This window comes from Streptomyces sp. NBC_00690 (genome assembly GCF_036226685.1).
Classification (GTDB): domain Bacteria; phylum Actinomycetota; class Actinomycetes; order Streptomycetales; family Streptomycetaceae; genus Streptomyces.
In genome coordinates, this window is the sequence record NZ_CP109009.1 from 2,998,729 (window position 1) to 3,023,191 (window position 24,463).

General features: G+C 68.9%; 17 protein-coding genes. 5 read left to right on the plus strand and 12 right to left on the minus strand.

Annotated elements, in window-relative coordinates; genetic code table 11:
- Positions 1–226: 226 nt before the first annotated feature.
- The 6 genes from OID54_RS13245 to rplU form a co-directional block, all read right to left on the minus strand.
- Positions 227–2,344 carry a hypothetical protein gene (locus OID54_RS13245; RefSeq protein ID WP_329018694.1) on the minus strand — a complete coding sequence of 706 codons (2,118 nt, stop codon included), beginning with the start codon at positions 2,342–2,344 and terminating at the stop codon, positions 227–229.
- A gap of 237 nt (positions 2,345–2,581) precedes the next feature.
- Positions 2,582–4,081: a bifunctional cytidylyltransferase/SDR family oxidoreductase gene (locus OID54_RS13250; protein WP_329018696.1), complete on the minus strand. Its 1,500-nt coding sequence runs from the start codon at positions 4,079–4,081 to the stop codon at positions 2,582–2,584.
- A gap of 233 nt (positions 4,082–4,314) precedes the next feature.
- On the minus strand, positions 4,315–6,369 hold the full coding sequence (locus tag OID54_RS13255) for a glycosyltransferase family 4 protein (protein ID WP_329018699.1): 2,055 nt from the start codon (positions 6,367–6,369) through the stop codon (positions 4,315–4,317).
- A gap of 382 nt (positions 6,370–6,751) precedes the next feature.
- Entirely contained in the window at positions 6,752–8,191 is a 1,440-nt protein-coding gene (obgE, locus tag OID54_RS13260; protein WP_329018701.1) for a GTPase ObgE, read from the minus strand.
- Positions 8,192–8,309: 118 nt separating this feature from the next.
- A complete protein-coding gene (gene rpmA / locus OID54_RS13265) occupies positions 8,310–8,564 on the minus strand; it encodes a 50S ribosomal protein L27 (RefSeq protein ID WP_329018704.1) in 255 nt (84 codons plus the stop codon).
- Between the two features lie 14 nt (positions 8,565–8,578).
- A complete protein-coding gene (gene rplU, locus OID54_RS13270; RefSeq protein WP_329018706.1) occupies positions 8,579–8,899 on the minus strand; it encodes a 50S ribosomal protein L21 in 321 nt (106 codons plus the stop codon).
- 284 nt (positions 8,900–9,183) lie between these two features.
- On the opposite strand from rplU, the gene OID54_RS13275 reads away from it, so the two are divergent.
- Positions 9,184–11,127, plus strand: coding sequence for a hypothetical protein (locus OID54_RS13275; protein ID WP_329018709.1), 1,944 nt, complete (start codon positions 9,184–9,186; stop codon positions 11,125–11,127).
- Positions 11,128–11,262: 135 nt separating this feature from the next.
- On the plus strand, positions 11,263–11,862 hold the full coding sequence (locus OID54_RS13280) for an acyltransferase (protein WP_329018712.1): 600 nt from the start codon (positions 11,263–11,265) through the stop codon (positions 11,860–11,862).
- 25 nt (positions 11,863–11,887) lie between these two features.
- Here OID54_RS13280 and OID54_RS13285 read toward each other — a convergent pair whose 3' ends face one another.
- Positions 11,888–13,036 (minus strand): hypothetical protein, encoded by a 1,149-nt coding sequence (locus tag OID54_RS13285; RefSeq protein ID WP_329018714.1) that lies wholly within the window; start codon positions 13,034–13,036, stop codon positions 11,888–11,890.
- A gap of 143 nt (positions 13,037–13,179) precedes the next feature.
- Here OID54_RS13285 and wecB point away from each other — a divergent pair, with 143 nt between their 5' ends.
- From wecB to OID54_RS13300, 3 genes are all read left to right on the plus strand, one after another.
- Complete coding sequence (gene wecB, locus OID54_RS13290) at positions 13,180–14,283, plus strand: non-hydrolyzing UDP-N-acetylglucosamine 2-epimerase (RefSeq protein WP_329018718.1); 1,104 nt, start codon at positions 13,180–13,182, stop codon at positions 14,281–14,283.
- Between the two features lie 166 nt (positions 14,284–14,449).
- Complete coding sequence (locus tag OID54_RS13295; protein ID WP_329027477.1) at positions 14,450–15,799, plus strand: glycosyltransferase; 1,350 nt, start codon at positions 14,450–14,452, stop codon at positions 15,797–15,799.
- The gene (locus OID54_RS13300; RefSeq protein WP_329018722.1) at positions 15,796–17,925 is read left to right on the plus strand and encodes a glycosyltransferase family 1 protein; all 2,130 of its coding nucleotides are present in this window, start codon (positions 15,796–15,798) and stop codon (positions 17,923–17,925) included. The genes OID54_RS13295 and OID54_RS13300 overlap by 4 nt, the downstream gene beginning before the upstream one ends.
- 123 nt (positions 17,926–18,048) lie before the next feature.
- Here OID54_RS13300 and galE read toward each other — a convergent pair whose 3' ends face one another.
- From galE to OID54_RS13325, 5 genes are all read right to left on the minus strand, one after another.
- Positions 18,049–19,029: a UDP-glucose 4-epimerase GalE gene (gene galE, locus OID54_RS13305; protein ID WP_329018727.1), complete on the minus strand. Its 981-nt coding sequence runs from the start codon at positions 19,027–19,029 to the stop codon at positions 18,049–18,051.
- Positions 19,030–19,117: 88 nt separating this feature from the next.
- Positions 19,118–20,401: a nucleotide sugar dehydrogenase gene (locus OID54_RS13310; protein ID WP_329018731.1), complete on the minus strand. Its 1,284-nt coding sequence runs from the start codon at positions 20,399–20,401 to the stop codon at positions 19,118–19,120.
- Positions 20,398–22,035 carry a glycosyltransferase family 2 protein gene (locus OID54_RS13315; RefSeq protein ID WP_329018734.1) on the minus strand — a complete coding sequence of 546 codons (1,638 nt, stop codon included), beginning with the start codon at positions 22,033–22,035 and terminating at the stop codon, positions 20,398–20,400. The genes OID54_RS13310 and OID54_RS13315 overlap by 4 nt, the downstream gene beginning before the upstream one ends.
- A 25-nt stretch (positions 22,036–22,060) precedes the next feature.
- Positions 22,061–23,083 (minus strand): Gfo/Idh/MocA family protein, encoded by a 1,023-nt coding sequence (locus OID54_RS13320; protein WP_329018737.1) that lies wholly within the window; start codon positions 23,081–23,083, stop codon positions 22,061–22,063.
- Positions 23,080–24,198 carry a DegT/DnrJ/EryC1/StrS family aminotransferase gene (locus OID54_RS13325; protein WP_329018739.1) on the minus strand — a complete coding sequence of 373 codons (1,119 nt, stop codon included), beginning with the start codon at positions 24,196–24,198 and terminating at the stop codon, positions 23,080–23,082. Before OID54_RS13325 ends, OID54_RS13320 begins: the two co-directional genes overlap by 4 nt.
- Positions 24,199–24,463 lie beyond the last annotated feature (265 nt).

Below are 24,463 nucleotides of genomic sequence, written 5' to 3' on the forward strand. Positions count from 1 at the left end.
CTCTCCGCGCCCCTGACGCACGGCCGTCGACCCCGGGCACCCCTGGGTCGTGGTGCGCTGCTCCCCCGGCGAACACCGGGCGTCCGGCCCCGCCCCACCACCCGCTTTCGGCGCGTGGCTGTCGTCCCCGAGGCGCACGACACAGGGCTCGTACGGCAACGTGCACCGTACGAGCCCTGTCCCTGTGACGGTCTTTCGTGTGACGGTCTTTCGGGTGGCTGCCGCGTCAGCGGGCCAGCGGAGCCTCCTGCTCCGTGGCGGCGGCAGGAGCGACCGGGCCGGCGTCCGGCTGCCGGTTGAGCTCCCTCTGCGCCTGCTCGGTCAGCCTCTGCTGTACGCCCGCGTTGCGTGCCTCGGCGCCGGCCCGCAGGGTGCTTACGGCCGTGTTGAAGCGCTCCATGGAGGTCGGGTGGTCGGGGCCGAGGAGGTACTCCTTGAGTTCCCTGCGCGAGTCGGCGAGCCGATCGAGCGCCGGGGACTCCACCGCGGCCAGCAGCTGTGCCAGTTCGACCGCGGTGTTGGACAGGACGACCGCGGCGCGTGCCGCCGTGTTCTGCCGCTGGAACTCCTCCGCGCCGAGGGCCGCCGAGTCGGTGACCGCATACGGCTTTCCGCTCGCCATGAAGTCCGAGACCACGCTGGAGATGTCGGAGACCATGGCGTCCGCCTCGTTGAAGCAGTCGTACAGCTTCGGCTCGGTGCCGGTGACGATGAGGTGCTCCCACCAGCCGGTGGAGCGCCAGTAGGCGTCGTTCCACTCGGCGCGCAGCCGCTTGATGCGCTCCAGTCGGACGGGATCGGCCAGGGCGACGCGCGACTCCTCGGCCTCGTCGCCACCGGAGCGTCCGGGTGCGGCGAGTGCCGCCAGCTCCGTTTCGATGCGGGTACAGGCGAGACGTGCTTCCGCCTGTCCGGGCTTCGCCGCCGCGGCGTCGGAGGCCCACCGGGGGTCGACGGCGCGTTCGGCGGCTGCCGCGCGCACCATGCGCATGATCCGCTCGTGGACGACCTTGGCCTTCTTGTTGCGGATGCCGGTGAACGGGTGCGGCTTGTAGATCAGCCGTACGGGCTTCTCTGCGCCGAGGAGCCCGCGCACGATGTTCTCGCCCGCCAGCAGCAGCGAGGTGTTGCCGGGGTTGTCGTCCCAGCCCTCCCACGTGGGTGCGTACAGGATCGTGGGGATGGGGTTCTTCGGGGTGCCCGTCCAGGTCTGGATGGGGGCGAGTTGAGGCCGCCCCACCTCGACGACGTCCTCGTCGCGCACTCCCACGTCGGCCAGCGCGTAGCGGTCACGACCGGCGCGGCCCGCGGTCCAGACCTCGTCGTAGACCTTGCTGAAGGGGTTGACGCTGGCCAGCTTGTCGCTGTCGCCGTGGCCGATGAAGACGTGCTGCATGGTCGGCACGCGCAGCAGGTGGATGTTCTTGCCGACATTGGCCGGGTAGAGGGCGACCCGGACGGTGGACAGGTCAAGGTTCATCAGATGGGTCGCGGCCGGTACGCAGATGATCGGTACCGCGGTGGCGTTGACCTTCGTCACCAGTTCGCGTTCACGCATGATGATCAACGGTCGGCCGTTGACCTGCTCCATCGTCTCCAGCCACATATTGATCTGGTACGCGGATTCACCGGAGCCGGAGAAATAGAGCACGGTCGTGGGGCGGTACTCAAGCAGCCAGGTGCTGATGTTCTTCAGCACAGCGCCCGCTCCGGGGACGCGCCCAGTGCGCAGATAGGGCACCAGGGCGACGGTGTAGAGCGTGCCGAGGGTGAGAGTGACGGCAATGCCGGTGTAGCCGATGACGTCCCGGTCGACGAGGACGGCGGCGAGGACACCGGTCATGGCGGGAAGGTCCAGGTGGAGCATCTTCTCCGCGGAGCGGTGCATCAGCGCCTTCGGCGGGGCATCCGGGATGCGCAGCCCGGCGAGGTCCACGTTGCGGGTGACGATCGGCAGCGTGCGACGCAGCCGGATCAGCGTGGTGAGGGCGCCGTGCGGAGCCTGGAGGGCGTAGAAGACCAGGAGTCCGGCGACGGCCATGTAGAAGAGCGGGCTTTCGGCCAGCCCTTCCCGGGCCAGGAGCAGCACCAGGAGCAACTGGCGCAGCAAGAACCGGATCGGTAGCCCTATGCGGACCTTGTTGAGTCGGTTGATCAGGTAGCTGCCCTTTTGGTGCAGATACCAGTCAGCCAGATAGGTGGCGGCACCCGCGGCGGCGAAGAGCCAGATACTCGGGAGCAGCGCGGCGAGCATGACGCATGGGTAGCCGAGTCCGATCAGAGCCGCTGCGGCCAACTCTGATCGGCTGCCGACACGTGCCAGACGAATGGCGGTCGAAATCACGAGGAACCTGCTCCAAAGGGTGCCGGTTAGTCCTTATTCATATTGCTTCATGAATGGTGAAGTCGAAATTCCCAGAAGTGGTACTCAGGACTTCACTAAGGCGGACCTCCCCATCCCCCACATCCCCGGCAAATCATGTCGAGGTGTTTACGGAGGCCCGCAGCACGCTGATTTTGCGGTGACTGTCGCGATCACGGAGAAGAACGTGATCGCGACCACTGCATTAACAGCGAATTATTACACGTCTCCCTCGCGGTCGAGGACCGCGGCGAGGGCCTGCTCGAAGTCGGACGACTCACTCGCACTGCGAGTGGGGTCCTGCTGGCGTACGTCGATGACATGGCCGGTGAGCTCAGACAGCAGCACGTCGAGCGAGGTGCGGGCGACGGCCTCGGAGGACAGGAGCGAGCCCTCGGGTTCGACGCCGAACGCCTTGGTACGCATGGGGGTCGCGGTGCGCTCGGGGTTGACGCAGTTCACTCGGATGCCGTCGTTCGCCCACTCGTCCGAGAGGGCCTGGGTGAGATTCACCATGGCCGCCTTGGTGGAGGAGTAGAGGCTGTACTCCGCACGCCCCCGTGTATAGCTGGAGGAGGTGTAGAGCAGGAGCTGTCCCTTGGTCTCCGCCAGGTATTTGTAGGAGGCACGCGCGATCTGGACAGGAGCCAGATAGTTGACGTTCAGCGCTTCCAGGATGGTGGTGTTGTCCGTCTCGGCGAGTTTCCCGATGCGCAGGACGCCCGCGGTGTTGATGACGTAGTCGATGCGTCCGGTCTCCGAGTACGCCTTGGAGAGCGCGTCGTCGACGTGCTCCGGGTTCTCCACATGGGTGCCGGTGGTGGAGCGGCCGAGCGCGTAGACGTGGGCGCCGTACTTCTCCGCGAGGGTGGCGATGTCGGCGCCGATACCGTAGGAGCCGCCGAAGACGACGAGGGTGCGACCGGCGAGCAGTTCGCGGTAGGCGGCCTCGTCGGCCTGGCGGGGGGCCGCGGTGGAGGCGAGTTGGAACAGCTTGTCGGCGAGGAAGACGTCGACGGGCTGGGTGACCTTCATGTTGTACTCGTCGCCCGCGACGACGTGGATCGGTACGTCCGGCAGGTACTTCAGCACCACCGAACAGTCGTCGGTCGCCTGGAAGTTGGGGTCGCCGGCGGCAACCTCGTACGCCTTGCGGATCGTGGAGAGCTTGAACGCCTGGGGCGTCTGGCCACGCCGCAGACGGGATCGGTCGGGCACGTCGGTGATGAACTCGCCGTCGTCCCCGTGGGTGCGGGTCACGATGATGGTGTCCGCGGAGGGGATCGCCACGTCGACGGCGGCGTGACGCTCCAGCGCGTCGACACAGTCCTGGATCACTCGCTGTGACAGGAGTGGTCTGACGGCATCGTGGAAGAGGACGTTGCGGTCCTCGCCGTCCACCAGGCCCTCACTGAGCGCTGCGATGGCGCGCTCGGTCGTCTGGTTGCGGGTGCTGCCGCCTTCGATGATCCGGGTGACCTTGGTCAGTCCCGCCTTGGCGACGATCCGCTCGATCTCGGGCACGAAGCCGGGGGCCATCAGCACGATCACATCGTCGATGGACTCGGCCTGCTCAAAGATGGTCAGTGTGTGCTCGATGACAGCCTTGCCGGCGATCTTCAGCAGTTGCTTGGGGATGGCAAGTCCCACCCGCTGACCGGTGCCTCCGGCTAGGACAACCGCTGTGGTGCGGGGCTTGGCTTCGTGCGGCACAGACACAGAACGACCTACCTTGAGACGAATGGGGGACGCTGCGATGGTCGCACTCTGCGTGACCGTCGTGCAAGGTGGGCGTCCACCGCCTCACCCCCCAGGGACACCGGGGGTTCACCATCGTCATCAGTCGTTCACAGGTCCGACCGGAGCGCCGCCCGTCCGAGGAAGTGACGGATGCCGTGCCGTCTGCGGGTCTGCGCAGGTGGGGCGGCATCCCTCACTCCTCTCAGCGGTGATCAGCGGTCACTGACGTGGAGTACGAGCGCATTGTCGCGGTCGTACGCGAGCTTCACCTTGACGAGCCGCTGCTGTTGGTGCCGGAGCCTTCGCAGCACACGGCGGGCCAGCAGGAGCGGTCGCTGCTTGTGGAACAGGGCCTCGGGGTAGACGAACACGTCACCCTTCTGGACCACGTCGTCAAGGACGCGGCCCACCCGCACCGGCTCCTCGCCCGGGGCGTAGCGCAGCCACACTTCCCAGGCTTCCCTCGGGTGGTGCTGGTGGGCCACGGCCACCTCGCACCCGATGGTCACTTCGAAGCCTCGGGTGCCCTCTCGTGTGCCGGGGAAACTCAACTCCTCCGGTGAATCGCCTCCTCGGCGCAGCAGCAGTGACGGTTCACCCGATGGTTCGGCCTCGCCGAACAGGCGTCCGGTCAGGGTGAGCCTGCGGTCGGAGAGGAGGAAGTCCGCCGCCTCCGCGTGGACCGGGCGTACCCAGGAGCGCAGCACCAGATGCTGCTCCGGTGCCCGCCGGTAGGGAACGTGGTGGTGGACGGGAGCACCGGTGGTGAGCCGGTCGGCGACCTTCAGCGACCCCCGCTGGTCGACGGTGCGGGCGAAGATCTCGGCGCGTAGCCCGGTTGCGGGTTGGTCGGCGTGGCACGTCCAGTGGCCGTCGGCGAAGTCGTCGGCGGCGGGAATGGTGACGCTGCCGTCGAGATCGAACGGATAGGCCCGCGACGGCGCCCCGTCTCCGACCTTGGTGCAGAGCAGTTGCAGTCCGGGGTGCTTCAGCACCGCGGCCTCCGGGGTGATCAGCCGTACGGTGACCGAGCCGTCGGGTTTCGCAACGGCGTCCGCGACCGGTGCGAAGACCGCGCTCCGGGCACTCTCCGCGACGGGTGCGCCGCGATTGTGCTGTGTGGCCCCGGCGCCGAGTTCGGCGAAGAGGTCGGTGTACTGCTTGGCGATGGCGGCCGGGTCGTAGCGGCGGGAGTTCTCGCGGGCCTCGGCGCCCATCCGGCGGCGCAGTTGCTGGTCGTCGATGAGCCGTAGCAGCGCGGCGGACACGGCCCCCACGTCGCCGACGGGGACGAGCAGCCCGTCCACACCGTCCTTGATGATCTCCCGCGGTCCGTAGTCGCAGTCCGTGCTGACGACCGGCAGGCCGCAGCGCATGGCCTCGACGAGCGTCATGCCGAACGACTCGTGCCGAGAGGTGGAGACGGCTATGGCCCCCTTGACCCACTCGGGCTCGATCGGGGAACGCGGGCCCATCAGTTGAACGCTGTTGTAGAGGCGCAACTTCTGGACACGGCGGCGCAGCCTCTCCCGCTCCGGGCCCCAACCGTAGATGCGCAAGGTCCAGTCCGGGCGCAGCGCGACCACGTCGGCGAACGCCTTGAGGAGGACGTCGTACTGCTTCTCGCGGGAGAGGCGACCGGCGGCGACGATGATGTTGCCGGTCGTGTCCGACGGGGAGACGTCCGGGTCGGGAACGCTATTGGGAATCGAGAGGATCCGGGTGTCCGGGAGCGGCATCTGCTCCCGCCAGACGGCCGCGTCCCCTTCCGAGACTGTGACGAAGGCGTCGGTCTCGGCGAGGAGCGGACGCATCTCCTCGCGCAGGGCCTCCTTGTGGTGGTGGTAGGTCATGTGCTCCTGACCGATGACCACGGTGCTGACGGGGGCGAACTGGGCCGCGTAGGCGACGAGTCCGGGCCGGGTGCCGATGACGACGTCCGCGTCGGAGCCGGCGTAGTGGTCGCGGACCCGCTCGTCGGTCAGCTCGCTGTACTCCTTGTACCGCGCCTCGTGGGGCGGGAAGAGCTTCGCCGGCTTCAACTGGTCGGGGTGCTTCTTCTCATTGCCAGGAGACGAGGGACGGGTGTCCACGAGCGGCACGACCGTGATGCGGGGGTCGATATCGAAGAGGGGAATGTCCCGGTGGCGGAAGACCGAGACGATCTCCACCTCATGGCGGCTGGCCAGTTCCTCCGCCAGATTCAGCGTGGTGCGAATGGTGCCACCAATGCCGTAAATGGTGTGAATAAGTAAGGAAATCTTCACCAGCGCTCCGCTTCTCTGCCGGGGCCACTCGTCTTTGCCCCCGCGTAGTAGACCGGGGGAAGGGGGGAGAGGTTGTGCCTCGCCGTGCACCAATACGGCATCGGACCGGCCTGGCGAGGCGGTCACCATGGGACACGCGGAAAAGGGTACGCGGCGTTCCCGGAAAGGGTGAGTTGCCCTGCGCTCCCGGAGTTTCCCGGATGGGACGGACACCGGGAGCAGCAGGCACAGGGGAACGGGCACAGGGGACGGGCGGGCACCGGATCGAAGGAACCGGCCGGCTCTCACGGGGCACACAGGGTCCCGGGCATGTGCGAAGGCCCGCCCGGGAGCGGTGTGCTCCCGAACGGGCCTTGCTGCGACGCCTCGGTGAAGCGGGCCGCTAGTTGAAGGGGTCGAACTCGTCGTAGGCCCGCTGTACGTCGTCCTTCTCCGCCTCACGGTCACGGCGGCGCTGCGCTGCGGGGCGCGGCGCTTCGAGACGGTGGTCCTCGCCGCGGCGGCCGAGCATCTCGGCTCCGGCCATCACCGTCGGCTCCCAGTCGAACACCACGGCGTTCTCCTCGGGTCCGATGGCCACGCCGTCGCCCGAACGGGCACCCGCCTTCATCAGGGACTCTTCGACTCCGAGGCGGCTCAGCCGGTCGGCGAGATAGCCGACGGCCTCGTCGTTGCTGAAGTCGGTCTGACGCACCCAGCGCTCCGGCTTCTCGCCGCGCACCCGGTACAGTCCGTCGTCCTCGCGCACGACCGAGAACCCGGTGTCGTCGACGGCCTTGGGTCGGATGACGATCCGGGTCGCCTCCTCCACCGGCTTGGCGGCACGGGCCTCGGCGATGATCCCCGCGAGGGCAAAGGACAGTTCCTTGAGCCCGGTCCGGGCCACCGCGGAGACCTCGTACACCCGGTAGCCACGGGCTTCGAGATCGGGGCGGATCATCTCGGCGAGGTCCTTGCCGTCCGGGATGTCGACCTTGTTGAGGACGACGACCCGCGGCCGGTCGTCAAGACCGCCGTACTGCGTCAACTCGGCCTCGATGACGTCGAGGTCGGACAGCGGGTCACGGTCGGACTCCAGCGTCGCCGTGTCGAGCACGTGCACCAGCACCGAGCAGCGCTCGACGTGGCGCAGGAACTCCAGGCCCAGGCCCTTGCCCTGGCTCGCGCCGGGGATGAGACCGGGGACGTCGGCCATCGTGTAGACGGTCGAGCCGGCGGTGATGACGCCCAGGTTCGGTACGAGCGTGGTGAACGGATAGTCCGCGATCTTGGGCTTGGCGGCGCTGAGCACCGAGATCAGCGACGACTTGCCGGCGCTCGGATAGCCGACCAGCGCCACATCGGCGACGGTCTTGAGCTCCATCGTCACATCGCGGGCCTCACCGGGCTCGCCCAGCAGGGCAAAGCCGGGGGCCTTGCGACGGGCCGAGGCCAGAGCCGCGTTGCCGAGGCCGCCCCGGCCGCCCTGCCCAGCCACGAAGGTGGTGCCCTGGCCGACGAGGTCGGCGAGCACATTGCCCTGTGCGTCGAGCACGACGGTGCCGTCGGGCACCGGCAGGATCAGGTCCTTGCCGTCCTTGCCCGAGCGGTTGTCACCCGCCCCCGGCTGACCGTTGGTGGCCTTGCGGTGCGGACTGTGGTGGTAGTCGAGGAGCGTGGTGACCGACTGGTCGACGACCAGGATCACATCACCGCCCCGGCCACCGTTGCCGCCATCGGGTCCGCCGAGCGGCTTGAACTTCTCCCGGTGAACGGAGGCGCAGCCGTGGCCTCCGCTACCCGCGGCGACGTGCAGCTCGACGCGGTCCACGAAGGTGGTCATGGGTGTCCTCCAGATACGTACGGGATTGTCTTTAGCTCTAACACAACGGAGGCGGACCCGCTTCCCGTGCGGGAAGTGAGGTCCGCCTCCGCGGAAAACGCTCTGAGGCTGCCTTCGATCAGGCGACCGGAACGATGTTCACGACCTTGCGGCCACGGTGACGGCCGAACTCGACCGCGCCGGGCAGCAGGGCGAACAGGGTGTCGTCGCCACCGCGACCGACGCCCGTGCCGGGGTGGAAGTGGGTGCCGCGCTGGCGGACCAGGATCTCACCGGCGTTCACGACCTGACCGCCGAAGCGCTTCACGCCGAGCCGCTGAGCATTGGAGTCGCGACCGTTCCGGGTGGACGATGCGCCCTTCTTGTGTGCCATCTCTCCTCAGTCCCTTACTTCGCGGCCGTCGGGATGCCGATGACCTTGATCGCCGTGTACTGCTGACGGTGACCCTGGCGACGGCGGTAGCCGGTCTTGTTCTTGTAGCGCAGGATGTCGATCTTCGCGCCCTTGTGGTGGTCCACGACCTCGGCCGTGACCTTGATACCGGCGAGCACCCACGGGTCGCTGGTCACAGCTTCGCCGTCGACAACGAGCAGGGTAGAGAGCTCTACCGTGTCGCCAACCTTGGCAGTGGAAATCTTGTCAACCTCAACGATGTCGCCGACAGCAACCTTGTGCTGGCGACCACCGCTGCGCACGATGGCGTACACGCGGATCTCTCTTTCGCTCGGAACGGACCCCTGACGCCAGCCGTCGCACAGGCCGAAGCCTGTGTTGATCCGGAAGGACGAGCGGCCTCTCCCAACGGCTCGAAGCCGGTCGGGAGGGAGATGCTCAGGGGCGGGCGCGTATGGAAACACACCGATGGACCAGGTTACGGGGACGGGTCCGGGTGGTCAAACCAGCTCCTGGCCCCCGCCGCCCGGCCCGTACGCGGTCGCACACACACGCGATACCTGGTGAACGGCCGCCGCTGCCTGTTCAATGGGCAGCTGTGTCGCTGCGCTCCCTGATGTCCATGCCCAGGATGCTGCGCCATGGCTCCGCCGTGGGCGCGGATCTGCCACCCGACGAGGTCGTCACGGTCGATGCCGTGACCGACCCCGCGCTGTGCGATGCGCTGAGCGCCGCCGCACTCGGCGACGCGGCGCCCGCGCGGGAGCTGCTGGCCGAGACCCGGCTCGGCGCACAGTGGGAACGGCGCAGCAACTGTGTGTCCGCCCTCGCCACGAGTGCGCTGCGGCATCCCGGCTGGCTGGAGAACTGGCTGGACACCAGCCCCGACGACCCCGACGCCACCCTGCTCACCGCCGGTCTGCGGGTCCAGCGCGCCTGGCAGGTGCGCACCGGTGAGGACGCCGGCGAGATCTCGGACGAGCAGTTCCGGGTCTTCTTCTCCCTGCTGGAGGAGGCCGTGCCGATGCTGTCCGCCGCGACCGAACTCAATCCGACCGATCCGGTGCCGTGGGAGATCGCCCTCACCCATGCCCGGGGCATCCAGTCCCCGCGCGACGTCTTCGACTCCTACTGGTCGGAAGCCGTCGCCCGGGCCCCCCACCACTTCGGCTGCCACGCCTCCGCGCTCCAGTACCTGTGCGAGAAGTGGTACGGCTCGCACACGGAGATGTTCGACTTCGCCGAGCGGGCCGCCGACCGCGCACTGCCCGGTTCACTGCTGAACGCCCTGCCCCTGCTGGCGGCGATCGAGTACGAGGTCGTGTCGCCGGATCCGCCGGAGACCGGGCCGATCACCCGGGGCCGGTTGGCTTCGGCGGTGGCGCGCGCCCTGGAGCTCTCGTCCTGGTACGAGCCCGGTGACCCGGAGGCCGCGGAGTTCCGCAACCATCTGGCCCTGATGCTGATCTTCGAGCAGCGCTGGCAGGACGCACTGGAGATGTTCCGGGCGATAGGCGTGCACGCCCGGGAGTTCCCCTGGGCGTACTTGGGCGAGAGCCGCAAGGAGTTCCTGGAGTTCCGGTTGGGCGTACGGATGCAGGTGGCGTCGAGCACTCCCTTCTTCGGCAAGCCTCCCCAGCCCGCTCCCCCACCGGAGCCGGAGCAGATCGCCGCCGAGTCCGACGGCGTGCACCGCTCGCTGGCGATCGTCTCGGCGGCACCAGACCGGGTCGCCGAGGCGGCCCTGATGTGCGGCGTCTCGCTGCGGATCGCACCCGCCCCCTGGGGTGCGGGGCAGGGCGCGTCCGGCGAGGGCCGGGCGGAGCCGGCGACGGGCGGGACGGAGGGGGGCACCGATACGGTCGGGCGTCGGTACCCGGTCGACGGCGAGCACCGGAGCGAGGGGCCCGCCGCCTTCTGGTCCGACTCCGAACCGCCCGGGCCGGGATCGCTCCTATGGGGAGCAGGACCCGGCATCCCCGGCGCCGGGCCGGCTGCCTGGCGGGCGGGTGGTCCGTCGCTGCCCGCTGCCCCGTCCCCTTCCTCCGGGGCATGTCTGAGCTATGTGGAGGTCGCCCCCGATCTCTTCCCCAACCGACGCACGGGTGCGGCGACCGGCGAGGAGTTGCTGACGACGGCCGTGGCCGGCTTCACCACCGGCGAGCCCTGGCCCGCCCTGGTGCTGCACCACACCGCGGGCCGTCATGGGTTCGCGCTCTTCGGGCAGGGCACTGTCCTCGCCTCCCACCAGTGGGACCCCGCCGCGCCGGTCCTGGACCACCCCCAGGCCGCGGCGGTCGCCCGGGCGCTCGCATCGGCCTTCCCTCCGGCCGGCCCCCGTCCGCTGATCACCTTGCTGCGCGGCGGGGACGACCCGGCCCGCCGGCAGCGCCAGCTCCTGGCCGCACTCGGGCTGCCCCCGCTCCCGAACGGATTCGGCGAGCGGGACGACATCCTCAAGGACGCTCCGGGTGCCCAGCTCGTGCTGCGCCGTGGGGTGCTCAAGGGCATCCGGGACAGCATGCGACGACGGCGTCCCTGACGGCCCCGGTACCGCTGCGAGCGCGCGCGAACGGCACGGTAGGAGAGAACCAAAGGTCCGTTCCGGGCACCCGCTGCCCGTCGTCGATCGAGACGTATGCTCGGCGGGCCAGAACGCCACCGGAAAGGCAGCAGAGTGAACTACAGGGTCCAGCCCACCGCACAGGTCGACGAGACGGCGGAGATCGGCGCCGGAAGCAGCGTCTGGGAACTCGCCCAGATCCGCGAGAAGGCCCGGCTGGGCGAGGGCTGCGTGGTGGGCCGCGGCGCCTACGTCGGCACCGGTGTGCAGATGGGCGACAACTGCAAGCTCCAGAACTACGCACTGGTCTACGAGCCCGCGGAGTTGGGGAACGGGGTCTTCATCGGGCCCGCGGTGGTGCTCACCAACGACCACAACCCGCGTTCGGTGGACCCGGACGGCAAGCAGAAGCGCGGCGGCGACTGGGAGGCCGTCGGCGTGAAGATCGCCGACGGTGCGTCCATCGGTGCTCGTTCGGTGTGTGTGGCCCCGCTCCAGATCGGTCGTTGGGCGATGGTGGCGGCCGGTGCCGTCGTCACCAAAGACGTACCGGACTTCGGGCTTGTCGTCGGGGTCCCCGCGCGACGGATCGGCTGGGTCGGACGATCCGGGGTGCGTCTCGTGGAGAGCGGCGAGCCGGGTGTCTGGGAGTGCCCGAAGACCGGCGAACTGTACGAGGAGAAGGCGGGAGTCCTCTCAGAGCGCGCGCTCTGAGAAGCGGTCGTGCCCCGCGCCCGCTTCACCCCACCTGGGTCCACGCCTCCAGTGCCAGTCCGGGCTCGTCCTTCTGCCGGCTGACCCGCAGCGACCCGTCGACGCCGAAAGCCGCCATCACCACGCGCCCCCTGCCGTCGACCGCGAGCGCGGGCGCTCCGACGCAAGGGTCGCCCGTCAGGCTCCAACTGGCGCCGCGGGACTCGTCCTCGGTCGGATAGGCGGCGAGCGCGGGGCGCCCGGTCGCCGTGTCCCGGTGGGCGAGGATGGTGCAGTCGTGACCGTCGACACGGGTGCGCAGCAGTGCCACGGGACCCGTGCCCGTACCGCTCCCGAGCGTGATCGGCGAACTCATGGAAGGCCGCCAGCCGTCGACAGTGCCGTCGACCGCCGAGTGCCAGAACCAGCTGAGCCGCCCCTCACCGGTGCGCACCGCGGCCGGGGAGTCGGCCTGGGCCTTGGCGGGGACGTCGTCGGCCCGGACGAACTTCACGCCCACGGTCTCCTGCTCCCAGCGCATGACGCGGTCGGCCGTCGGGAGGACGAACTCCACGAGCCCGCTGTCCGTGAGGGCACTGTGGACCGCGCCGATCCCTCCGCTGCCCTTGTGGTCGGCCCACTTGTTCCACTTGCCGTTGGGCGTCTGCGCCCTACCGCAGACGCCTCCGCCCACGTTCCGGACGAAGACGTGCAGCGAGCCCTCGCCGTCGACCACCGCGCCGGGCGGACCGATCTGCGCGGAGAGCGCCGGGTCATTCGGGTAGGGCGAGCCGACCGCGTACCAGTCACGCAGGCCGAGGCCCGACTGGTACTGGAGCGCGTACACCACCTCGGTGTTCATACGGCCGTCCGGCAGCGGCTTGCGGCGGAGGCCCACGAGGTGGACATAACCGTCGTCGCCCTGCGCTATCGACAGATAGGGGAGCAGGCCAGGAGCCTCAAGGACATCGGGGCCCGTCCACTCGGGCCCGCCGGGACGGGTCTCGGTCCAGCGGAGCACGGCGTCCTCGCTGGGCGCGTACGCCGTGAGCCTGCCGTCCTTGCCCCGGACCAGCCACCCCGTGGTTGGGGCCAGGGAGGTTTCCACCGCAGGCGTGGGCGTCGCATCCGCCCCACCGCGCGCCGACGAATCGGGTCGGCGCGCTGCCTTCTTCCGTGCGGACCAGACTGTCATGGCTCACCGCCGACTCTCTTGCTGACTGCCCCCGAAACGTGCGCGCCGATAATACGACAGCGCCTGCCGACCGGACCGGTCCGTCCATTGCCTACCATGGGCGGTACACCCGCCAGTGACCGGACCCAGAAGAAGAGTGTTCAGTGAAAGTCATCAGCATCGTCGGTGCACGTCCCCAATTGGTGAAGCTCGCTCCCATCGCGGCCGCGTTCGCAGGCACGGAGCACGAGCACGTCATTGTGCACACCGGACAGCACTACGACGCAGACCTCTCCGATGTCTTCTTCGACGGCCTCGGCATCCCCGACCCGGATGTCCACCTCGGAGTAGGTTCCGGCAGCCACGGCGTCCAGACGGGCGCCGTCCTCACCGCGCTCGACCCGGTCCTGGAGCGCGAGCAGCCGGACTGGGTCCTGGTCTACGGGGACACCAACTCCACCGTCGCCGGTGCGCTGTCCGCGGTCAAGATGCATCTGCCGGTCGCACACCTGGAAGCGGGGCTGCGCTCCTTCAACCGGCGGATGCCGGAGGAGCACAACCGCGTCCTGACGGACCACTGCGCCGATGTGCTCCTCGCGCCGACCGAGGAGGCCATGCGCCATCTCGCCGACGAGGGACTGAAGGACCGCGCGGTCCTGGCCGGCGATGTGATGGTCGACATCTGCCTGCGCATCCGGGACTCCGTGCTCGCCGGCGAGCACGGCGCGCCCACCCTCCCCGAGGGCATCGATCCCTCTCAGCCCTTCCTGCTCGCGACGCTCCACCGGCCGGACAACACCGACGACCCGGCGCGCCTGGCCGCGATCGTCGACGCTCTCGCCGGTCTGCCCCTGCCGGTGGCGCTGCTCGCCCACCCGCGCCTGGTGGCACGCGCCGCGGAGCACGGCATCAAGCTGGACCAGGGCTCCGTGCACGTGGGCCGTCCCCTGCCCTACGCGGGGCTGATCGCCGCCGTCCTGGCCTCCTCCGGTGTGGTCACCGACTCCGGAGGGCTCCAGAAGGAGGCGTTCCTCCTGAAGCGGATCACCACCACCATCCGCCCGGAGACGGAGTGGGTGGAGACCGTCGACTCCGGTTGGAACATCCTGGTCCCCGACCCCCACGAGATGGCGGCCGACGCCTGGGCGGCGACCGTCACCCGCACGGTCCCCACGGCCGATCCCGGCACGCCGTACGGCGACGGACAGGCCGCGCGGAACGTCGTGAGGATCTTGGAAGAGCGGAAAGGAGGCAGCCGGCGCGCGTGATGGACAGGAGCCCCGCAATGGGCAGAAGTCCGTATACGTCACCGTGCTAGCGTCACCGACTATGTCAGCGTCTCCCAGGCCCGGGCCTTCATCCGAAGGCCCGCGGCCTCATGTCATCTATCTCGCCATCGGCTTCCCGCCGGCTGCGAAGAGCAGCGCCTACCGAATGCGCGAGACGGCGAACCAATTCTGCAACGCGGGCTGGGACGTCACCGTCGTCACCATCGCCCAGGAGTCCTGGGAGCGGGACTCGGGCGTAGACCTCACCCTGCTCGACCAGGTGGACCCCCGGGTGAGGATCGTCGAACTGCCGCTGTCCCGTGAGGACCTGGAGACGGACATCCGCCTCTACGACGAGGAGCGCGCCCTCCACCCCAACCGGTGGGTGACCCGGCTGCGCGCCCGGCAGCAGAAGACCTTCCCCGAGCCGAACTTCGGCGACTGGCGTGCGGCGCTGGAGCAGGCCGTGGTCGACATCCACACCGAGCGTCCGGCCGATCTGCTCGTCGCCAGTTGTGTGCCCTACGTCAACCTCGCCGCCGCATGGCGGCTGTGGGAGGACGCCCAGGTGCCGTACGCGGTGGACTTCCGTGACGGCTGGTCCATCGATGTGATCACCGGCCTGGAAGCCTTCATCAAGGACTCCGAGATGGGCCGCTGGGAGCAGAAGGTCCTCGACAAGGCGGTCTCCCTGTGGGTCGTGAACGACCCGATCGCCGATCACTACCGGGCCAGATACCCCGAGTTCGCCTCCCGGGTGGAGGTCGTTCGCAACGGCTACGACGCGGACAGTTCGCCCGGCCGTGCCCATAACGCGGATCCCGCGGCCGGTCTCGTCTTCGGCTACCTGGGCACGGTGAACTTCACCCCCGCCCATCTGGAGACCGTCCTCAACGCCTGGCGCGCGGCGCGCGAGCGCGAGCCGCTGCTCGCCAACGCACGCTTCGAGGTCCGCGGCCACATCGGCAACGGAGCGGGCCGTGAGGCCAACAAGCACTCCGAGATGCTGAAGCAGGCCGAGGCCGACGGCGTCCACTTCGGCGGGCCCGCAGCCAAGGCCGAGGTCTCCTCCATCTACGCCCGCTGGGACGCGATGGTGCTCATCCTCATCGGCGGTCGCTATGTGACCTCCGGCAAGGTGTACGAGTACATGGCCACCGGGTTGCCCATCGTCTCGGCCCACGTCGTCGAACACGACGCGTCGAACGTCCTCGACGGACACCCGTTGTGGACCGGCGCGGTCGGCATCGACGAGGAAAAACTCGCGGAGTCCTTCGTGAAGGCCGCGCACATGGCGGTCGGCACGAGCGAGGAAGCCCACAACGAGGCCATGGCGCACGCCGGCCGCTTCACCCGCGAGAAGCTGATGTCGGTGGCCGTCGACGACCTCGTCGGCAGGCTCGCCGAGCATCGGAACGGCCGTCCGGTGGCCGTCACTGTCACCAGGCCCACGGCGACGGGTCCCGAGGACAATCTCTCATCGAAGTCGATCGTCGCCGGAGGACCCAGCTCGTGACCGATGTGCTTTTCATCGCCACTGCCCAGCCACAGCTCGGCGTGCTGGCGGGCGCGGTGCAGAAGTTCCGTGCACTCGGGGCAAGCGTCCGGATGGCCTGCCACTTCGACACCAGGAACTGCCTGGAGGAGCTGGACCGGCTGGAGCTGGACGACTACCAGCAACTGCCCTACGGCATCGGGAACCTGGGGCCCTTGGCCAAGCGCAGGATGAAGAAGGTCCCGCACGGGCGCCGTCTGTGGCTCCAGAGCCGCCGCAATCCGTGGATGCGTCAGCAGGGCCTGGGCGCCCAGCACCTCGTAGCGCTCGACGCCAACGCGGTCTACGTCGTGTGGCGGTTGGCCCAGTACAACACCACCGCCAGCGCCTCCTTCGGCATCGCACCCGCTCTGCGGTCCATCGAGGGCCGGACCGACGCGTCGGCCCCGACCAAGCGCAGGGCCCTGCCACCGCCGGCACTGCTCGCGAGCGATGTGCGCCGCCAGGCCAAGGCCCTACCGCACAACATCCTGCGGACGGCCACCGCGCGTCCGGTGATGCGCAGCGCCGTCGGCGCACGGCTGTGGCGTACCGCCCTGAACGCGCCGGGTGTTCCGCCCACGATGCGAGCCGCGCTGTCGCGTCAGGTCGCCGAGGGCATGCGCTGGGCGGGACGGCCGGGCGGTGCCACGCTGGCGCTGACGACCGCCGCGGGCCGGATCGACGACCGGAAGATCCGTACGGGTCTGCTGGACGAAGCCGTGTGGGCCGAGCTGAAGAAGGGCATCGCACCTCGCACGCTGGACAGAACCGTCCGGGAGTTGCTGGCGCAGGCCGACGAGCAGTACCAGGCCGGTGACCCGGCCGCCGCCGCGAGCACGATGGACCGGGCGCTTGTGCTCGGGTTCCACCGGGTCGTCCACATCGACCAGCTCAGTTCACAACTGGCCACCGAGCCCGAGACCTACGCCGCGCCGGTGTACGCGTCCACGGCCATGCAGAAGATCATCGAGCCGCGCGGCCGGAAGGTCCCCGCGGCCCAGGCTCCCCTCGACCGGCCGCTTCGGCTGCTCATCACCACCAGCGCCAACGACAACTTCCTCAAGCTGATCCTGAAGCGCTACGAGAACCACCCGGACGTGGAGCTGCGCTACCTCGATCTGGCCGCCTCGCCGGCCATGAAGCGGATCTCCTGGGCCGGGCGCAGGATGCTGGAGAACCGCCTCGGCGGCGACGCGTTCTACGCGGAGCAGGTCGAGCAGATCATGCGTCCCCACCTCGACTGGGCCGACACCGTCTTCCTCGACTGGTGTGTGGCACCGGCCGTGATGCTCACGACGATCGATCCGGGCGACACACGGATCGTCGTACGGCTGCACAGCTACGAGGCGTTCACCCGCTGGCCGCACATGGTCGACTTCTCACGCATCGACGACCTGGTCTATGTCGCCGACCATGTGCAGGACCTGACGAAGTCGCTCGTCCCGCAGCTGCGGGGGGAGCACGCGCCGCGCATGCACATGCTCCACAACGCCATGGACCTCAGCGGTTTTGACCTCCCCAAGCCCGCCGAGGCCCGCTTCAACATCGGACTGATCGGTATCTCGCAGGTCGCGAAGGACCCGCTGTGGGCGGTCGAGGTCCTCGAACGTCTGCGTGAGCACGACGAGCGCTACCGACTGCTGATGGTCGGCGGCGATATGGACCCCAAGACCAGCCGAGCCACCAAGGACTACCTGCGGAGCTTCCAGGCGCGGATCGAGCCCCTGGAGGAGTCCGGTGCCGTGCTGCGGCTCGGTCCGACGGACGATGTGCCCGGCAAGCTGGTCGAGATCGGCACCATCCTGAGTTCGTCGGTGCGGGAGGGCTGCCATGTCGGTCTGATGGAGGGTGCCGCAAGTTCCGCGGTGCCGGTCGTACGCGACTGGCCGTTCTTCGCCGGACGTCCGCACGGGGCGCGGACGCTGTACCCCGAGGGCTGGGTCGTCGACTCGCCCGAGCAGGCAGCGCAGCGGATCCTTGAGGTGACGGCGACCGAAGAGAGTTGGCGCACCGCGGGCAAGCTGGCCTCCGAGCACGCACTGGCCGTGTGGGACTGGCCCAGGGTGAGCCGCGACTTCGATGAGTTGCTGCTCGACTCGGACTGATCGCCGTACCGTACAGAACAGACGGAAAGGGGGGATTCCCGAACTTCTCGGGAATCCCCCCTTTCCGTCTGTCTGCCGCCGTCACCCCCGCGGGGAAGACGACCTGACTGCGTGGAAGCGCCGTCAGACCCGCGCCTCCGGGTGCCGCAGCAACCATCCCGCCCACGCCGAGGTGACCATCGCCCGAACGTCGTGACGGGCGGCCCAGCCCAGTTCCGTACGGATGCGGTCCGCCGAGGCCACCACCCTGGCGGGGTCTCCGGGACGCCGGGCGACGACGACCGGCGCCGGGTCGCGGCGGTCGGTGACCTCCTGGATAAGGGCGGCCATCTCTGCGACCGACACACCCTCCCCCCGGCCGATGTTGAGGGTCAGGGACGCCGAAGGGTCCGCGGTCAGCCGGCGCGCCGCCGCGACGTGGGCCGAGGCGATGTCCTCGACATGGATGTAGTCGCGGACGCAACTCCCGTCGGCCGTCGGATAGTCGGAGCCGAAGATGCGGGGAGCCTCACCGGCGGTCAGCCGCTCAAAGACCATGGGCACCAGGTTGAAGACTCCGTCGTCCCCCAACTCGGGCGAGGCGGCCCCCGCCACGTTGAAGTAGCGCAGGGAGGCCGTGGCCATGCCGTGCGCGGTACCGGTGGACGACACCAGCCATTCACCGGCCAGTTTCGTCTCCCCGTAGGGGCTCATGGGATTGCACGGGGTCTCCTCGGTGACGAGGTCGACGTCCGGCATCCCGTAGACGGATGCGGAGGACGAGAACAAGAACCGGCCGACCTCGGCGTCCACCGCAGCCGCCAGCAGGACCCGAAGGCCCTCCACGTTCTCCCGGTAGTAGTGGAGCGGCTTCGCCACGGACTCGGCGACCTGCTTCTTGCCCGCGAGATGGACGATCCCGGTGACGGAGTACTCGCGCAGCACGCGGTCGAGCAGGGCTCGGTCGAGCACCGTGCCGATCTCCAGCGAGACGGAATCGGGCAGCCGCTCCTTGCGGCCCGTGCTGAGGTCGTCGAGGACGACAACGCCCTCACCACCCTCGACCATCGCCTTCACCACGTGTGAGCCGATGTAGCCGGCGCCGCCGGTGATCAACCACGTCATGCTCAAAGCCTCTCATCGCGCCGGGCCCCGCCATACGCCGAAGCGCAGGGCAGGGCCCGTTTTCTGTGGAACACCTACGAGCGGCGGTTCAGCCGCCGATGACGACCCTGCGGACGCCTTCCCAGCGGGCCGGGTCGGTGGTGCGCCGGCCGTCGACCAGGACGCGTACGTCCGGGAGGTCGGTTGCCGCGAGCTCGCGGTACTCGGCGTGGTCGGCCTGGAGGATCGCGGCGGTCACCGTCTGGCCCTCGTGCGGGGTCAGGCCGTGCGCGGTCAGTTCCTCGGCCGTGTACATCGGGTCCGACACGAATGCGACGGCACCGCGGGCCTTGAGTGCCTCGACGACGCCGAAGACACCGGAGAAGGCGGTTTCCTTGACGCCTCCGCGGTAGGCCGCGCCGAGCACCAGCACGCCGGTGTCGCTGAGGTCTCCGTAGGCGGCGGCCAGCAGGTCGACGGCGTACTCCGGCATGGCTGCGTTGGCCTCGCGCGCCGAGCGCACGACGGTCGCCTCCGGGTCATTCCACAGGTACATCCGCGGATAGATCGGGATGCAGTGCCCGCCGACCGCGATACCGGGCTGGTGGATGTGGCTGTAGGGCTGCGAGTTGCAGGCTTCGATGACCTTCTTGATGTCGATGTCGTTCTTGTCGGCGAACCTGGCGAACTGGTTCGCCAGACCGATGTTGACATCGCGATAGGTCGTCTCCGCGAGCTTGGCCAACTCCGATGCCTCGGCGGTGCCCAGGTCCCACACGCCGTTGGGGCGGGACAGGTCGCCGCGCTCGTCGAAGTCGAGCACCTGCTCGTAGAAGTCGACACCGTGGCGCGCGGAGACCTCGTCGATGCCGCCGACGAGCTTCGGGTAGCGGCGCAGATCGGCGAAGACCCGGCCGGTGAGCACCCGCTCCGGCGAGAAGACCAGGTGGAAGTCCTTGCCCGCGGTGAGCCCGGAGCCCTCCTCCAGCATCGGAGCCCAACGGTTACGGGTGGTGCCCACCGGAAGCGTCGTCTCGTACGAAACGAGGGTGCCGGGCTTCAGGCCGCGGGCGATGTCCCGGGTGGCGGAGTCCATCCAGCCGAAGTCCGGGGTGCCCTCCGCGTCCACGAACAGGGGCACGACGACGACGACGGCTTCGGATGCCGCCACGGCCGCTGCCGTGTCGGTGGTGGCGCTCAGCAGGCCGGCACCCACCGTCTCCTTGAGGAGGCGGTCCAGGTCGTGCTCGCCGGGGAACGGCTCGGTGCCGGCGTTGACCAGCTCTACGACCTTCTCGTTCACATCGGCGCCGACCACCTTGTGGCCCTTCGCCGCGAACTGCACGGCGAGCGGAAGCCCGATCTTGCCGAGCGCTACTACACAGATGTTCATCGGAGTGTCTTCCTCTTCAGGCGGCCCAGACGGGACCGTACTCGCGGCCACAGTTTGCTGGGGGGCGGGAACAGCGGGCCGGTCACGACGACCATGCGCCCTTGGCCGTTCACCCGCGCGGCGACACGATAGGGGACGGTGCTGCGCCAACGCCGGGCCAACGGCATCGGCGCGTCGCGGGCCGGCACCGGAATCTCGTACACCGATCCGGCGACTTCCGCGTGGACACGCACGGCGAGGGATGCGGTACGGGCCTCGATGGGGATGAGCGCCCGGACGACCGTCCCGTTCGTGTTCTCCGTCCGGGTGAACTCGCCCACGACGGGCGGCAGTTCCCCGCCCGCGGGCAACCGTCGGCCGCCCACCTTGTTGGCACCCTTGGGGAAATTGCCCGGCAGCAGCCGGACGACGACCGACGAAGTGACTCCCGTGAACGCGGTCCGAACCGCGACGTCCAATGCGAGGTCGTCGCCGTTCTGCACCCAGTCGGCGTCGACGAGTTCGGTACCGGCCGCGAGTTGCGCGGCCACCGACTCGTCCAGCACCTCGAACACCCTGTCGGGGATGTTGAGCAGAGGCTCACGGAAGCCGGGGTAGCGGGCGAAGGCCCGTCCTCCGTCCGCCTGGTCGCCCTCCAGGAGGAACGGCAGCGTTCCTCCCGGCTCCTCCGTCCCGATGGCACGGACCAGTTCGTCCACCGCGCCCTTCTGGGCCAGCGCGAGCCGTACCCGGCGCTGCACGGGGAGGGAGTCGCGCAGGGGCTCGGTGAGGTACTTGTCGGCCAACTCGGCTATGCCCGAGCACACCCGGTGCTGAGTGTGCCGGTCCAGTGCGAGGAAGTCCCCCTGGACGAGCTTGGCGAGCTCCCAGGTGAAGTGACGCTCGAACAGCGTGTCCCGACGCGGCCCCGCCTCGATCAGCTCGGCGGCGTGGTGCATGATCCGCGCCGTGCAGCGCAGCCGCGCCAGATGGTCCGCGCGATAGGTGATGTTGCTCGAATCACCGCGCTTGACCGCGTAGTAGTAGGTGTAGTCCGCGAGCACGGAGATCTTCCTCGCCCGGACACACGCCTCGATGGTGAAGGGCTGGTCGCTGCCGACCGGCATGTCCTCGGGGAACCGCAGCTTGTGCCGCTCCACCAGGTCACGCCGGAAGAGCTTGGTGTTGGCCAGGGTGAACGGCAGCGCCGACGCGAAGAGGTCCACGTCCGGAACGCTCTCCTTGTAGAGCGCCTGGTGGACGTAGCGGCCGTTGGTGCCGACCATCTTGCCGACGACGACATCGGACTCGTGCTTGTCAGCGCAGGCGACGAGCCGCTCCAACGCCTCTTCGCCGAGGTAGTCGTCGGAGCCGATGAAGTAGACGTACCGTCCGGTGGCCGCCTCCAGGGCCCTGTTGCTGGGCGCCGCGGGACCACCGGAGTTGGTCTGGTGGAACACCTTGACGGTGTCCGGGTACCGCTCCGCGAAGCGGTCGAGTTCCGTTCCGCTGTCGTCCGTGGAGCCGTCGTCGACGGCCACGATCTCCAGCCGGTCCGTACCGATGGACTGTCCGACGAGAGAGTTCAGACACTCCGTCAGATACGGCATCGTGTTGTACACCGCGACGATGACGGTGACATCAGGTCTGGTCACAGGAGAGGACAAAGGGTCCCTCGCCCTACTGGGCCGCTGCGCGGGCGGAGAGGTCGACCGTGGTGCCGTCCTTCGCCGAAGCGAGGACCGCGGCGGCGACCTCGACGGTACGCAGACCCTGACGCAGCGTGCAGATGTCGTGTGCCTTGCCGAGCACCGCGTCACGGAACAGCTCGTGCTCGACCAGGAGCGGCTCACGCTTCGGAATGGCGTAACGGATCATGTCGCCCTCAGCGACACCGCGGAACGCCTGGAGGGCCTCCCACTCGGTGGCCTGGGCCGCATTGGAGTAGAAGGTGAGGTCGGCGGTGAGGGTGTCGGCGATGAAGCAGCCCTTCTCCCCCGTGACCGAGGTGAAGCGCTCCTTGAGCGGGCTCAGCCAGTTCACCAGGTGGTTGACCATGGTGCCGTCGGAGAGCTGACCGACCGCGGAGACCATGTCCTCGTGCTTGCGGCCCGACTTCGACACTGTGCGCGCGGAGATCGAGGTGTAGGTCTGGCCGGTCACCCAGCCCGTGAGGTCGATATCGTGCGTCGCGAGGTCCTTGACCACACCGACATCGGCGATGCGGTGCGGGAAGGGGCCCTGGCGGCGGGTGACGACCTGGTAGACGTCCCCCAGCTCACCGGCCTCAAGCCGCTGGCGCAGCGAGAGCAGCGCCGGGTTGCAGCGCTCGATGTGACCGACGCCGGCCACCAGACCGCGGGACTCGAACGCGTCGACCAGCCGGCGCGCGCCCTCCACGGTGTCCGCCACCGGCTTCTCGATCAGGGCGCTTATGCCGGCCTCGGCCAGCGCGAGGCCGACTTCCTCGTGCAGGGCGGTAGGACAGGCCACCACCGCGTAGTCGATGCCGAGGGTGATGAGCTCCTCGACCGTGGGGAGCACGGGGACGCCCTGCGCCCAGCCGTTCTTGTCCCCCATCGGGTCCACGACACCGACGAACTGGACTCCGTCGAGTCCGGCGAGTACCCGGGCGTGGTGACGGCCCATCGAGCCCAGGCCGATCAGTCCGGCGCGCAGCCCCTGTGCTCCCGCGGTGGTCACAGCTTCTCTCCAAGGTCATTCACGGCGACGACGATGCGGTCAAGGTCTTCCGCTGACAGCGACGGGTGCACCGGCAGGGAGATGACCTCGGCGGCGGCTCGCTCGGTCTCGGGAAGGTCCCAGTTGCGGCCGGCCTTCTGGTCCGGCTCCCAGAACGGGCGCAGGCGGTGGACCGGGGTCGGGTAGTAGACCGCGTTGCCGACACCGGCTTCGGTGAGCTTCGCCATCGCGGCGTCGCGGTCACCGCTGAAGCGGATCGTGTACTGGTGGTAGATGTGACGCGCGCCCGGTGCGACGACCGGAGTGGTCACATTGGGCGCGGTGATGTGCTCGGTGAGGTACGCGGCGTTGGCGATGCGCTGCTCGGTCCAGCCGCCCAGCTTGGTCAGCTGTACCCGGCCCACCGCTGCGGCCACATCGGTCAGGCGCATGTTCACACCGATGATCTCGTTGGCGTACCGCTGCTCCATGCCCTGGTTGCGCAGGAGGCGCAGGGTACGGGCGATCTCCGCGTCGCCGGTGGAGACCATGCCGCCCTCAAGGGAGTGCATGTTCTTCGTCGGGTAGAAGCTGAAGGTGCCACCGGCGCCGAAGGCGCCGACCGGAGTGCCGTTCAGCGCTGCGGCGTGTGCCTGACAGGCATCCTCGACGACGGCCAGCTTGTGCTTTGCGGCGATCGCCATGAGCTCGACCATCGCGGCGGGATGGCCGTAGAGGTGCACCGGCATGATCGCGGCGGTACGCGGTGTGATGGCGGCCTCGACCGCGGCCGGGGAGAGACCGTAGTCATCGGCGTTGATGTCGGCGAAGACGGGGTCGGCGCCGACGAGGCGGACCACGTTCGCGGTGGCGGCGAAGGTGAACGAGGGAACGATCACCTCGTCACCGGGGCCGATGCCGAGTGCCAGCAAAAGCAGGTGGAGCGCAGATGTGCCCGAGTTCACGGCGACGCAGTGTCGACCGTCCACCAACTCGGAGAATCCTTCTTCGAAAGCCGCCACTTCGGGGCCTTGTACGACGCGCCCTGTGCGCAGAACCCTTACCGCCGCCTCGATCTCTTCTTCACCGATGATCGGGCGGGCAGCGGGAATGGGCTGCTGATTGCTGCTCGTCATGGACGTCCTCCTTGAACACCGCAAGAGCTCTCTGTGGCAGGAGGTCGAGGTGGTGCGGGCGTCTCGTAAGGCCGTACACACCCCTTTGGCGTAAAGCCAACGCCCTACCGAGGATCTGGGACCGGTCGTGTCCCGAGCCGGGCCGGTCACCCGCCGGAGTGTCCGGAACGGGTTCCACAAACCCGGCAGCGACTGCCGTCACATTATCAGGGATTTCCCAGGTGGCTCTGGGAGCCCTTGACCGGGGACTGCATCAATTCGGAGA

Excerpts from the sequence above, each read along its gene's own strand:
- obgE (WP_329018701.1), bottom strand. The coding sequence starts at position 8,191 with ATGACCACCTTCGTGGACCGCGTCGAGCTGCACGTCGCCGCGGGTAGC.
- rpmA (WP_329018704.1), bottom strand. The coding sequence starts at position 8,564 with ATGGCACACAAGAAGGGCGCATCGTCCACCCGGAACGGTCGCGACTCC.
- OID54_RS13285 (WP_329018714.1), bottom strand. The coding sequence starts at position 13,036 with ATGACAGTCTGGTCCGCACGGAAGAAGGCAGCGCGCCGACCCGATTCG.
- OID54_RS13295 (WP_329027477.1), top strand. The coding sequence starts at position 14,450 with ATGCGCGAGACGGCGAACCAATTCTGCAACGCGGGCTGGGACGTCACC.
- galE (WP_329018727.1), bottom strand. The coding sequence starts at position 19,029 with ATGACGTGGTTGATCACCGGCGGCGCCGGCTACATCGGCTCACACGTG.
- OID54_RS13310 (WP_329018731.1), bottom strand. The coding sequence starts at position 20,401 with ATGAACATCTGTGTAGTAGCGCTCGGCAAGATCGGGCTTCCGCTCGCC.
- OID54_RS13325 (WP_329018739.1), bottom strand. The coding sequence starts at position 24,198 with ATGACGAGCAGCAATCAGCAGCCCATTCCCGCTGCCCGCCCGATCATC.